Raw genomic sequence first — 13,208 nt, 5'->3', positions numbered from 1 at the left:
TCACAAATGACGCCGGGTTGTGCTGTGTCGTAAATTCAATACGTTACGCCAATAAGCTCGATATCTGACGCAACCCATGGTAGGCGCGTCCACTTTTCTTTATACAAAAGAAAGGCTGCCTATAATTTAGGCAGCCTCAAAAATTCATGGTGGAACGCGAACGAATGGTCAGGTCAGATCCGGGAAGAAATGTGGGATATCATCGAGGCCGAAACCGCTGATCTGCGTCACATAATAATAGAGCAGGAAGATGAGCGTTGCGACGATGGTCGTCCGCAGAAAGGCACGACCGATGCGTGGTTTTGCCGGAGCGCTGGCCACAGTGCCCAAAGTCACTTCGTTTTCTTCAGCCTGCGTGCGCAAGCCAACCGGCAGCAGCGCGAACAGCGTCGTCCACCAGATGATGAAGTAAATCGCGATTCCTGAAACCAGAGACATGATTACACCTCTTCCAGTTCGATCAGTGTGCCGTTGAAATCCTTGGGATGCAGGAACAGAACTGGCTTGCCATGGGCGCCGGTCTTCGGTTCGCCATCTCCAAGGATACGCGCACCCTCCGCCTTGAGGCGGTCGCGAGCGGCAATTATGTCCGCAACCTCATAGCACAGATGGTGCATCCCACCGGAAGGATTCTTTTCCAGAAACGCCGCAATCGGCGACCCCTCACCCAACGGTTCCAGCAATTCGATCTTGGTGTTGCCGACGTCGATGAAAACCACGGTTACGCCATGTTCAGGCAGTGCCTGCGGCTCGGTGACTTTCGCACCGAGCTTGCCGCGATAAAGCGCTGCCGCGGCATCGATATCCGGAACGGCAATCGCCACGTGGTTCAAGCGTTCGAGCATCAGCACCTCCCATGCCGGTCATTTTGCAATCCGTATGACTACCGTATCCTATTCACGAATACGGTCACTACCGGCTTTTTGCCCCATGCTTCATTTGCCGCAGCGCGAACGGCACGGCGCACGGACTCCCGGACAAGCTCGATATCCTTGCGGCGAACGCGCGGAATGCTGTCGATGGCCTCGATGGCTGCATCCAGCAGGATGTCTTCCAACAGATCGCCCTGTGCGTTTTCCTCCGGCACCCCGAAAGTCACAAGGTCGGGCTCATCGATGATCTTGTGTTCACGGTCCAGCAGCACCGAAACGGCGACATGACCGACATAAGCGAGCTTGCGACGCTCGACCATGCCGATTTCTTCCTCGTCACCGATCAGCTTGCCGTCCTTGTAAATCCGGCCAACCGGCGCTTCATCGATAATTTCGGCCTTGCCGGGTGCCAGACGCAGCATGTCGCCGTCACGCACCTGCGCGACCTGCTCGATGCCCTCCATCGCGCCAAGAGAACCTTGCGCGACCAGATGAGCGGCTTCGCCATGCACCGGCACCAGAATTTGCGGACGAACCCAGGAATACATGCGACGCAATTCGCTGCGCCGTGGATGGCCCGACACATGGACCAATGCATCCTCATCACCGATGATCTTAATACCGCGATCAATCAGGCGGTTCTTGATGTCGAGAATGGATTTTTCATTGCCCGGAATGGCGCGCGATGAATAGATGACCGTATCGCCCGCCGCCAGCGCGAGGCTGCGCATTTCGTCACGCGCCAGTTTGGCGAGTGCCGCGCGCGGTTCGCCCTGACTGCCGGTAAGGATCATCACCACGTTTTCGCGTGGAATATAGCCGTAATCCTCTTCGCTGAGATATTCCGGCAAGCCTTCCATATAGCCAAGTTCTGTGGCGACGGAGATGGCGCGCTTCATCGAACGCCCAACCACCAGCACCTGACGGCCCGCATCGCGTGCTGCTTCGGTAATCGACCGGATACGACCGACATTGGAAGAGAAAGTGGTGATGGCCACACGACCGCGCGCATTTTCAATCAACTCGCGCAGGCTCTCGCCCACCTGACGTTCCGAAGGAGACTCGCCTTCGCGCAAAGCATTGGTGGAGTCGCAGATCAGCGCCAGAACGCCTGCATCACCGATAGCGCGGAAACGCGCCTCATCGATAACCGGTCCGAGCGATGGTTCCGGGTCCATCTTCCAGTCACCCGTATGCACGACCGTGCCGAGCGGTGTCGTAATAGCCAGCGAAACCGGCTCGGGAATGGAGTGGGTTACTGCGACAGCTTCAAGCTTGAAAGGCCCGACTTCGAATTTCTCGCCTGCCTTGTAGATCGTGATTGGAATTTCGGGCGCACCGTGTTCCGACTGTCGCTTGGCTTCAAGCAGACCCGCGGTGAATGGCGTCGCATAAACCGGAACCTTCAGGCGCGGCCACAGATCGAGCAAAGCACCGAAATGGTCTTCATGCGCATGGGTGATAACGATGCCGCGCAGATTGTGCTTTTCAGCCTCGAGATAGCGGATATCCGGCAGGATGAGATCAGCGCCCGGCTGTTCAGGCCCCGCAAAGCTCACCCCCATATCCACGACAAGCCATTCACGGTTATCCGCAGGACCGAAGCCATACATGGCCAAATTCATGCCGATTTCGCCTACGCCGCCAAGCGGCAGAAAGACGAGTTCAGTAGTATTGGATCGGGCCATGAAATTTCCTCTGTGATTAATCCCGCCTTGCGGCATCAACTGGACCTAAAGTTGTCCCGTTGCAACCCTAGTAAGATGCGATAAAGCAATTATTTGCGTATTGTTGCAGCAGTTCCGAAATAGACATCGCCAGCCGTTACCGCAACTCGCGAACCTTCGTCCTCGCGAATAACAAAACGGCATGCCTCATCGATTGTCTCAAAACGACCTTCGATGATACGGCCTTCAACCTGCATGGTTACATTCTGGCCAAGGCCATGCGCGCGCTGCAGCCAGCGCTTGCGAATATCGTCGAGACCGCGCCCTTCATTCCAGACGCGATAGTTGACCGACCAGGCATCCGACAGGGCTGCAAACAAAGTCTCGGCATCGCATTTGCTGCCGAGAGCCTGCAACGACGTTGCTGCATAAGGCAGGTCATCCGGAAAGGCGACCACATTGGTCCCGATACCGATGGCAACGGCGAACAAATTCTTCGCCAGAATGGACGATTCAAGCAGGATACCGGTGAGTTTCGCGCCATTGACCAGCACGTCATTCGGCCATTTCAGGCCGATTGTCAGCGGCACGGCAGGCCCCGTCGCAGCGAATACCGCATCAAGTGCATCGGCAAGCGACAAGCCGGCAACAAAACCAAGCGTCGCAGCCGTCTTCATTTCATAGGATTCAACAAGAAGCAGCGTGGAGGCAAGATTGCCTTCCGGCGTAGACCAGGCACGGCCCCGTCTTCCGCGACCGCTTTCCTGTTTCTTCGTAACAAGCCAGAGCTTGCCCGGATCACCGCTGGCTGCCCGTTCCAGAGCAACCGCATTGGTGGAACCTACCGTCTCGAAAGTTTCGAGACGGTAGCCCTCATTTGCCGCAACAGGCGAAAGCGCAAAACTCATTTATGCTTCCGCCTTTTGCATTAATCAGAAAAACGTCTTGGCTGCGGCTTCGGCAAATCCGCCGATCGGACCAGCAAGGAAGACGTAGAAGAGCACGAAGGCACCCGTTACGCCGAGAACGAGACGAAGCTCGCCTGCGACCGGAACGAAACCACCCGTCGGCTCATCGAACCACATGATCTTGATCATGCGCAGGTAATAGAACGCGCCCACGACCGAAGCCACGATACCGATGATGGCAAGCGGATAGAGGCCTGCTTCAACGGCGGCAAGGAAGGTGTACCACTTTCCGAAGAAACCGGCGAGCGGCGGGATGCCAGCGAGCGAGAACAGGAAGATGGTCATGATCGTTGCCAGCACCGGATTGGTGCGGGACAGACCGGCCAGATCCTCAATGCTCTCCACATTGCCGTCCTTGGTGCGCATTGCGAGAATGAACGCGAAGGTGCCGAGCGTCATGGCAAGGTAGATTGCCATGTAGATCATCACGCCCTTCACGCCGATCACCGTTCCGGCGGCCAGACCAACGAGCGCATAGCCCATATGGCTGATCGAGGAATAAGCCATCAGGCGCTTGATGTTACGCTGGCCGATGGCGGCAAACGCACCAAGGACCATCGAGGCAAGCGCGATGAAAATCACGACCTGCTGCCAGTCATGGGTGACCGGAGCAAAGGCTTCCGAGACGACGCGGATGATGAGCGCCATGGCAGCCATCTTCGGGGCGGCGGCAAAGAATGCCGTTACCGGGGTCGGCGCGCCTTCATAGACGTCCGGCGTCCACATGTGGAACGGAACGGCAGAAATCTTGAATGCCAGACCGGCCAGAATGAAGACGAGACCGAACACCAGACCGAGTTCACGCTGACCGCCGGAGACAGCCTGGGCGATTTCGGTAAAGCCGATGTGGCCGGTGTAACCGTAGACGAGCGAAATGCCGTAAAGCAGCATGCCCGAGGAAAGCGAACCGAGAACGAAGTATTTCAGACCAGCTTCCGTCGAACGGACGCTATCGCGGTTGAATGCTGCCAGAACGTAGAGCGCCAGCGATTGCAGTTCGAGACCGAGATAGAGCGACAGCATGTTGGATGCTGAAACCATCAGCAACATGCCGAGCGTGGAAATCACGATCAGGACCGGGAACTCGAACTTGTCGAACTTCTCCGCCTTGGCGAAGCCGACCGACATGATCAGTGTCACGATGGAGCCGATCAGCGTCAGCACCTTCATGAAGCGGCTGAAGCTGTCATTGACGATGGCACCGCCGAATGCGGCGCCGTTCGTTGGGAAAAGGACCACCAGAGCCAGCGCTGCAATAAGCACCGCGACAGATAATCCGTTGACGAGCGTGGTCGCCCGTTCGCCGGAGAACACGCCAATCATGAGCAGTGCCAAGGCGCCTACAGCAAGGAGAACCTCCGGTGCTGCAAGGGTCAGATGAGCTATCAGATCAGTCTGCATGACCTACGCCTTTATTTCTTACTGTGCCAGCACGGCGCTCGCGGTGCCCGCGAGTGCTGCGTCGTAATGTTGGACCAGGGCGTTCACGGCACCGGCGGTCACGTCGAAGACCGGGGTCGGATACACACCGAAGAAGATGGTGAGCGCCACAAGCGGGTAGAGAATGATCTTCTCACGCGGGCTCAAGTCGAGGAGCGCCTTCAGGCTTTCCTTCGTCAATGCACCGAAGACTACCTGACGGTAGAGCCAGAGCGCATAAGCCGCCGAGAGGATGACACCCGTAGTTGCGAACAGTGCCACCCAGGTATTGACCCGGAACACACCGAACAGCGTCAGGAATTCACCGATGAAGCCCGAAGTACCCGGCAGGCCCACATTCGCCATCGTGAAGATGAGGAAGGCCACCGCATATTTCGGCATGTTGTTCACCAGACCGCCGAACGCCGCAATTTCACGGGTATGCATGCGGTCATAGATCACGCCGACGCAGAGGAAGAGCGCGCCCGACACGATACCGTGCGACAGCATCTGGAAGATGGCGCCCTGAATGCCCTGCTCGTTCGCGGCAAAGATACCCATGGTCACATAGGCCATGTGGGCAACCGACGAATAGGCGATCAGCTTCTTGATGTCTTCCTGAACCAGAGCGACCAGGGACGTGTAGATGATGGCTATGACCGACAGCGTGAAGATCAGCGGAGCGAAATCGGCGGACGCCAGCGGGAACATCGGCAGCGAGAAGCGCAGGAAGCCGTAGCCGCCGAGCTTCAGCAGGATACCGGCCAGAATGACCGAGCCTGCCGTCGGCGCTTCAACGTGCGCATCCGGCAACCAGGTATGGACCGGCCACATCGGCATCTTCACGGCAAAGGACGCGAAGAAGGCGAGCCATAACCATGTCTGCATCCCAGCAGGGAAGCTGTACTTCTGCAGTTCCACGATGTTCATCGTGCCAGCCTGCCAGTACATGGCCATGATGGCGATGAGCATCAGAACCGAGCCCAGAAGCGTGTAGAGGAAGAACTTCAAGCTCGCATAGACGCGACGCTTGCCGCCCCACACGCCGATGATGATGAACATCGGGATAAGGCTTGCTTCGAAGAACACGTAGAACAGGAACAGGTCGAGCGCGCAGAACACGCCGATCATCAGCGTTTCCAGAATGAGGAACGCGATCATGTATTCCTTGACGCGCTTTTCCACCGATATCCAGCTTGCGAGAATGCAGAAGGGCATGAGGAAAGCCGACAGCACCACGAACAGGACGGAGATACCGTCCACGCCCATGTGGTAGCTGATGCCGCCACCCATCCAGTCGATCTGTTCGACCATCTGGAAGCCGGGGTTCGAATTATCGAACCCTGCCCAGATGACGAGCGACAGGATGAAGACGAATATCGTCGTCAGCAGCGCGACATTGCGGATATTTCGACGCGAAGCCTCGCTGTCGTCCTTGATCAGAAGGATCAGTAACGCGCCGACAAGCGGCAGAAACGTGACCGTTGAGAGAATTGGCCAGTCGGTCATCAGAAAGAGCTCCCGAGCATCATCCAAGTGACGAGCGCGGCGACGCCGATCAGCATCGCGAATGCGTAGTGATAAAGGTATCCGGACTGCATCTTGACGACGCGGTTGGTGACATCGAGCACGCGAGCCGAGATGCCATCCGGGCCGAAGCCGTCAATAAGCCAGCCATCGCCACCCTTCCAGAACAAGCGGCCAAGCCAGCGAGCCGGACGTACGAAGAGGAAATCGTACAGTTCGTCGAAGTACCACTTGTTGAGAAGGAACTGGTAGAGGCCACGATGACGGGCAGCCAGCGCCTTCGGCGTTTCCGGCGAGCGGATGTAGAAGATCCAGGCGACGATGAAGCCGAGAACCATCGAGATGAACGGCGACAGCTTAACCCACAGAGGAACATGGTGGTATTCCTCAAGGATCTGGTTGGCAGCCGAAGTGAACAGCGCGCCCTTCCAGAATTCGGCATATTCGTGGCCGAAGAAGAGTTCCTTGAACACGACACCGGCAAAGAGTGCACCGACGCCGAGGATCAGCAGCGGAACGAACATGACGGCTGGCGATTCATGGACGTGATGCATGACTTCCGCCGAAGCGCGCGGCTTGCCGTGGAAGGTCATGAAAATCAGACGCCATGAATAGAAGCTCGTGAAGAGCGCTGCAACGATGAGAAGCGTCGAAGCGTAGCCGCTGGCAGCACTGTGCGAAGCGAAGACGGATTCGATGATCGCATCCTTGGAGAAGAAACCGGCGGTGCCGATGATCGTGCCCGGAATACCGAGGCCCGTAATGGCAACCGTACCGATGACCATCATCCAGTAGGTGATGGGGATCAGCTTGCGCAGGCCGCCCATGCGACGCATGTCCTGCTCTTCCGAAACGGCATGGATAACCGAACCGGCGCAAAGGAACAAAAGCGCCTTGAAGAAAGCGTGCGTGAACAGGTGGAACACGGCGGCGCCATAGGCACCTACACCGAGCGCTGCGAACATATAGCCGAGCTGCGAACAGGTCGAATAGGCGATCACGCGCTTGATGTCGTTCTGCACGAGAGCGACCGTTGCCGCAAAGAAGGCAGTGGTGGCGCCGATGATGGTCACGACCAGAAGTGCGGTCTGCGACAGTTCAAAGATCGGCGACATGCGGGCGACCATGAACACGCCCGCGGTAACCATGGTAGCGGCGTGAATGAGAGCCGAAACCGGGGTCGGGCCTTCCATGGCGTCCGGAAGCCAGGTGTGCAGCAGGAACTGCGCCGACTTGCCCATCGCGCCCATGAAGAGCAGCAGACAGGTGATCGTGATCGCGCCCTGCTTGTCGAGCTGATAGCCGAGGAAGTTCAGAACGACCTGATTGGCATCGGCAGCGCCTTCAGCCGGCAGATAATTGGCTGCGGCAGCGAAGATCGTGTTGTAGTCGACCGACTGGAACAGCGCGAACACGCCGAAGATGCCGAGCAGGAAGCCGAAGTCGCCGACGCGGTTGACGACGAACGCCTTCATGGCGGCGGCATTGGCCGAAGGCTTCTGGAACCAGAAACCGATCAGGAGGTAGGAAGCCAGACCCACGCCTTCCCAGCCGAAGAACATCTGGACCAGATTGTCCGACGTGACCAGCATGAGCATGGCGAAAGTGAAGAGCGACAGATAGGCGAAGAAGCGCGGACGATGCGGATCGTGGTGCATATATCCAATGGAATAGATATGCACGAGAGCCGACACCGAGTTCACCACGACCAGCATGACGCCGGTGAGCGTATCGACGCGCAGTGACCAGTCAAAGGAAAGCGCGCCCGATGTCACCCAGTGAAGAACCGGGATGCGGACGGTTTCTGCATCGTGGCCGAGCGGAATCTGGAAAAAGACGACCCAGGACAGGATCGCGACGATGACCATGAAACCGGAAGTGATGTATTCGCTCGCCTTGGCTCCGATCTGATTGCCGAAAAGACCGGCAATCAGGAAGCCGAGAAGCGGAAGGAAGACGATCGCGTAATAGAGCATTTGCCCGTCAACCTTTCATAACATTGACGTCTTCCACCGCGATGGAGCCGCGATTACGGAAGAAAACAACGAGAATTGCCAGACCGATGGCTGCTTCGGCAGCCGCAACAGTCAGAACGAAAAGGGCGAAGACCTGCCCGACCATGTCGCCGAGCTGGCTGGAGAACGCCACAAAATTGAGATTGACCGACAAAAGGATCAATTCGATCGACATCAGGATGACGATGACGTTCTTGCGGTTCAGGAAGATGCCGAAGACGCCAAGCGTAAACAGGATGGCCGAAACGGTGAGATAGTGGGCGATACCGATTTCCATATGCTTATCCTCAGATGCCTTTGCCCGTTTCGACCTTCTTGATCTCGATCGCCGTTTCGGGCGTGCGAGCTACCTGGGTCGGGATGGACTGGCGCTTGACATTCGGCTTGTGCCGCAGCGTCAGAACAATGGCGCCGATCATCGCGACCAGAAGGACGAGACCAGCAACCTGGAAGTAGAAGACGAAGTCGGTGTAGAGAATGTCGCCCAGAGCAGCGGTATTGCTCCGCTCGGCGATATTCGGGATCGGCACGGAACCCTGCCCCAGCTTCGGCGCAAACATGTTGCTTGCGAACACGAAGATCAGTTCGCCGAGCAAGATCAGACCGACCAGAGCGCCGACCGGTGCATATTGCAATGCGCCGCGCTTCAGTTCGGAGAAATCCACATCCAGCATCATGACGACGAAGAGGAAGAGAACCGCCACTGCACCGACGTAAACGACGAGCAGGATCATGGCGAGGAACTCGGCCCCGGTCAGCAGAAACAGAGCTGCCGCATTGAAGAACGTGAGGATCAGAAACAGCACCGAATGCACGGGGTTGCGTGCCGCAATCACCATGAACGCGCTTGCGATCATGATGAAAGCGAACAGATAGAAAAACGCTGCCGCAATACCTGTCAGCATGGGGATCCCCCAACACCTTTCCGTGAGCAAAGCCTTATTGCCTCGCTCGCTTTAGTCTTTGTTTGCCGCGAATATTCGCGAAACTTAAATTCCAGCAACAAGATGGGCCGCCCCTTCCTGTTGCCGCTTTTCAAACCGGATGCCGAAACGAGGTTTCAGCAAAACCAATCAGCGATATGGCGCATCCATCGCGATATTGCGCGCGATTTCGCGTTCCCAACGGTCGCCATTGGCGAGGAGCTTGTCCTTGTCATAGTAGAGTTCTTCGCGGGTTTCGGTCGCGAATTCGAAGTTCGGACCTTCCACTATGGCATCCACCGGGCATGCTTCCTGGCAGAAACCGCAATAGATGCACTTCACCATATCGATGTCGTAACGCACCGTGCGGCGGGTCCCGTCGTTGCGGCGCGGACCGGCCTCGATGGTGATGGCCTGCGCCGGGCAGATCGCTTCGCAAAGCTTGCAGGCGATGCAGCGTTCTTCACCGTTCGGGTAACGGCGCAGCGCGTGCTCTCCACGGAATCGCGGAGAGACCGGGCCCTTTTCATGCGGGTAGTTCAACGTCGCCTTGGGCGCGAAGAACTGGCGCATGGAAAGAAAGAACGCGCCAACGAATTCCTTGAGCAGGAGCGATTTGGCTGCTTGAGCGAATGAAGCCATAGTTATTACTCCTTACGCCAGACCGAAGACTTTGAGGAAGGTCGCGGTTGCGACAACCATGAAGAGCGAGATCGGCAGGAACACTTTCCAGCCAAGGCGCATCAGCTGGTCGTAGCGGTAACGCGGAACGAAAGCCTTCACCATTGCGAAGAGGAAGAAGCAGAAGCAGAGCTTCAGCATGAACCAGATGATGCCCGGAACCCAGTTGAGGAACCAAACGTCAACCGGAGGCAGCCAGCCGCCAAGGAAGAGCGTCGTCATCAGGGCGCACATCAGCGTGATCGCCACATACTCGCCAAGGAAGAACAGAAGGAACGGCGTGGACGAATATTCGATCATGTGACCGGCTACGAGTTCGGATTCAGCTTCGACAAGGTCGAATGGCGGACGGTTCGTTTCGGCAAGTGCCGAAATGAAGAAGATCACGAACATCGGGAACAGAGCCAGCCAGTTCCAGTCGAGGAACGAAGCCGGAAGGCCAAGCATGGTGCCAAGGCCCGTATTCTGCGAAAGCACGATATCGGTGAGGTTGAGCGAGCCAACCGTCAGCAGAACCGTGACAATCACGAAGCCGATGGAAACTTCGTAGGAAACCATCTGCGCGGCAGAACGAAGCGCACCGAGGAACGGATACTTCGAGTTCGATGCCCAGCCACCCATGATCACGCCGTAAACTTCGAGCGAAGAAATGGCGAAGATATAGAGAATGCCAACATTGATATTGGCGATGGCCCAGCCTTCATTGACCGGAATGACCGCCCAGGTTGCCATTGCAAGAACAGCAGAAACGAAAGGCGCAAGGAGGAAGACACCCTTGTTTGCGCCAGACGGAATGATTGGTTCCTTGAAGACGAACTTCAACAAGTCGGCGAAAGCCTGGAACAGACCCCAGGGACCGACAACGTTCGGACCGCGGCGAAGCTGTACCGCTGCCCAGATCTTGCGATCTGCATAAAGCAGGTAAGCAACGACGATCAGCAATACGACGAGCAGAACGACCGACTTCAGCGCTATGATAAGCGCGGGCAAGACGTAAGCTGCAAAAATACCTTCCATTGTTCCGTCTCTCTCTCGCTTACTCGGCAGCCTGCTGGAAGCCGCCAGCCGCGAGCGCCGAGCATTCGGCCATGACGGCGGAAGCGCGCGCAATTGGGTTCGTCAGGTAGAAGTCCTTGACCGGGGAAACGAACGCAGCGCCGCCGCCCGGATTGGATGCTTTCGCTGCCAGCGCCACGAGATCGTCGGCGGAAGCAGGCGTGATGGTGTCGATGGCCAGCATATGCGGATAGTCCGCATAGAGCTTGGCGCGAAGCTGCTGCATCGAATCGAACGGCAGGCGCTTGCCAAGGCTGTCGGAAAGAGCGCGCAGGATTGCCCAGTCTTCCTTTGCCTCGCCCGGTGCGAAACCGGCGCGGCTGCCAAGCTGCACGCGACCTTCGGTGTTGAGCCAGGTGCCCGACTTTTCCGTGTAGGCTGCGCCCGGCAGGATAACGTCGGCAGCGTGTGCGCCGGCATCGCCGTGCGTGCCGATGTAAACGACGAAGCTCGAACCCTTTTTGGTCATGTCGAGTTCGTCTGCACCGAGCAGGAACACGACATCAAGATTACCCAGCATGTCGCCAGCCACCTTGCCGCCCTCACCCGGCACGAAGCCGAGATCCAGAGCACCAACGCGCGAAGCGGCAGTGTGCAGAACGGAGAAGCCGTTCCACTCGTCCTTGATGGCGCCGACGTCCTGAGCAAGCTTGGCTGCGGTCGACAAAACTGCAGAACCGTTTTCGCCGGTGAGCGCGCCCTGACCGATGATGATCAGCGGACGCTCAGCCTTGGCCAGCACGTCGCGGAATGCGTTTTTGCCGGAAGCGACTGCTGCGAGCGTTTCAGCACCAGCACCCAGATATTCGTAATCGTAACGCAGTTCAGCCTGTTCGCCGATCAGAGCTACCGGGAAATGCCCCATGCGCTGACGCTTGCGGATGCGGGCGTTCAGAACAGCAGCCTCAATGCGGGGATTGGAACCGATGATGAGCAAAGCATCAGCGTTTTCAATGCCTTCGATTGTTGCGTTAAAGAGATAGCTTGCACGACCCAGTGCCGGATCGAGAGCAGCGCCATCCTGACGGCTATCGATATTGGCGGAGCCGAGCGAAGCCATCAGGCCCTTCAGCGCATAGATTTCTTCAACCGAAGCCAGATCGCCAGCGACTGCGCCAATCTTGTCGGCGGAGGTTGCGGAGACCTTGGCAGCAATAGCGGCAAAAGCTTCCGGCCAGCTTGCGGCGGCCAGACGGCCATCCCTGCGAACATAAGGACGGTCGAGGCGCTGGGTGCGCAGACCATCCCAGATGAAGCGGGTCTTGTCGGAAATCCACTCTTCGTTCACCGCTTCATTGACGCGCGGCATGACGCGCATCACTTCGCGGCCACGAGTATCGACGCGGATGTTCGAACCGACCGCATCCATCACGTCGATGGTTTCTGTCTTGTTCAGTTCCCACGGACGTGCCTGGAACGCGTAAGGACGCGAGGTCAGAGCGCCAACCGGGCAAAGATCGATGACATTGCCCTGCAATTCCGACGTCATGGCGCGTTCGAGATAGGTGGTGATCTCGGCATCTTCGCCACGACCGATTAGGCCAAGTTCCGAAATGCCAGCCACTTCCGTCGTGAAGCGGACGCAGCGCGTGCAGTGAATGCAGCGCGTCATCACCGTCTTGACGAGCGGACCGATATATTTGTTTTCGACAGCGCGCTTGTTCTCGCGATAGCGCGAACCGTCGGTGCCGAAAGCCATTGCCTGATCCTGCAGATCGCACTCGCCGCCCTGATCGCAGATCGGGCAATCCAGCGGGTGGTTGATAAGCAGGAATTCCATCACGCCTTCGCGGGCCTTCTTGACCATCGGCGTGTTGGTGAAGATTTCTGGGGCTTCGCCATTCGGGCCGGGACGCAGATCGCGCACGCCCATGGCGCAGGATGCCGCCGGCTTCGGCGGTCCGCCCTTTACTTCAACAAGGCACATGCGGCAGTTTCCGGCGATGGAAAGCCGTTCGTGGAAACAAAAACGCGGGACTTCAGCCCCCGCGGCTTCGGCAGCCTGAAGGAGCGTATAGTGATCGGGTACTTCGATCTCTGTGCCGTCAACCTTAATATTTGCCATCGCTTATCCAAACCT

Annotated in this window: 12 protein-coding genes; all 12 read right to left on the bottom strand. The window is 57.5% G+C overall.

The window, feature by feature from the left end; all coding sequences use genetic code 11:
* Positions 1-168: 168 nt before the first annotated feature.
* The gene (locus tag KWJ32_RS16215) at positions 169-438 is read right to left on the bottom strand and encodes a DUF1467 family protein (RefSeq protein ID WP_012092254.1); all 270 of its coding nucleotides are present in this window, start codon (positions 436-438) and stop codon (positions 169-171) included.
* Between the two features lie 2 nt (positions 439-440).
* The gene (gene mce / locus KWJ32_RS16210) at positions 441-845 is read right to left on the bottom strand and encodes a methylmalonyl-CoA epimerase (RefSeq protein WP_006471802.1); all 405 of its coding nucleotides are present in this window, start codon (positions 843-845) and stop codon (positions 441-443) included.
* A gap of 38 nt (positions 846-883) precedes the next feature.
* Entirely contained in the window at positions 884-2,560 is a 1,677-nt protein-coding gene (locus tag KWJ32_RS16205) for a ribonuclease J (RefSeq protein ID WP_151609802.1), read from the bottom strand.
* Between the two features lie 89 nt (positions 2,561-2,649).
* A complete protein-coding gene (locus KWJ32_RS16200) occupies positions 2,650-3,447 on the bottom strand; it encodes a biotin--[acetyl-CoA-carboxylase] ligase (protein WP_151609800.1) in 798 nt (265 codons plus the stop codon).
* 24 nt (positions 3,448-3,471) lie between these two features.
* A complete protein-coding gene (nuoN, locus tag KWJ32_RS16195; RefSeq protein WP_010661183.1) occupies positions 3,472-4,908 on the bottom strand; it encodes an NADH-quinone oxidoreductase subunit NuoN in 1,437 nt (478 codons plus the stop codon).
* A gap of 18 nt (positions 4,909-4,926) precedes the next feature.
* The gene (locus KWJ32_RS16190; protein WP_010661182.1) at positions 4,927-6,435 is read right to left on the bottom strand and encodes an NADH-quinone oxidoreductase subunit M; all 1,509 of its coding nucleotides are present in this window, start codon (positions 6,433-6,435) and stop codon (positions 4,927-4,929) included.
* Positions 6,435-8,429, bottom strand: coding sequence for an NADH-quinone oxidoreductase subunit L (nuoL, locus tag KWJ32_RS16185; protein ID WP_012092258.1), 1,995 nt, complete (start codon positions 8,427-8,429; stop codon positions 6,435-6,437). The genes KWJ32_RS16190 and nuoL overlap by 1 nt, the downstream gene beginning before the upstream one ends.
* A gap of 7 nt (positions 8,430-8,436) precedes the next feature.
* Complete coding sequence (gene nuoK, locus KWJ32_RS16180) at positions 8,437-8,745, bottom strand: NADH-quinone oxidoreductase subunit NuoK (RefSeq protein WP_006466598.1); 309 nt, start codon at positions 8,743-8,745, stop codon at positions 8,437-8,439.
* 10 nt (positions 8,746-8,755) lie between these two features.
* Positions 8,756-9,373 (bottom strand): NADH-quinone oxidoreductase subunit J, encoded by a 618-nt coding sequence (locus KWJ32_RS16175; RefSeq protein WP_010661180.1) that lies wholly within the window; start codon positions 9,371-9,373, stop codon positions 8,756-8,758.
* A 168-nt stretch (positions 9,374-9,541) separates the two neighbouring features.
* On the bottom strand, positions 9,542-10,033 hold the full coding sequence (nuoI, locus tag KWJ32_RS16170; protein ID WP_007874549.1) for an NADH-quinone oxidoreductase subunit NuoI: 492 nt from the start codon (positions 10,031-10,033) through the stop codon (positions 9,542-9,544).
* Between the two features lie 12 nt (positions 10,034-10,045).
* Positions 10,046-11,089, bottom strand: coding sequence for an NADH-quinone oxidoreductase subunit NuoH (gene nuoH, locus KWJ32_RS16165; protein ID WP_010661179.1), 1,044 nt, complete (start codon positions 11,087-11,089; stop codon positions 10,046-10,048).
* Positions 11,090-11,108: 19 nt separating this feature from the next.
* Positions 11,109-13,193 carry an NADH-quinone oxidoreductase subunit NuoG gene (gene nuoG / locus KWJ32_RS16160; protein WP_010661178.1) on the bottom strand — a complete coding sequence of 695 codons (2,085 nt, stop codon included), beginning with the start codon at positions 13,191-13,193 and terminating at the stop codon, positions 11,109-11,111.
* Positions 13,194-13,208: the final 15 nt, after the last annotated feature.

The sequence above is a fragment of the Ochrobactrum sp. BTU2 genome, assembly GCF_024539785.1.
Lineage (GTDB): Bacteria > Pseudomonadota > Alphaproteobacteria > Rhizobiales > Rhizobiaceae > Brucella > Brucella anthropi.
Note: the sequence above shows the minus strand (reverse complement) of the source record. Positions and strands in the feature narration are given on the sequence as shown.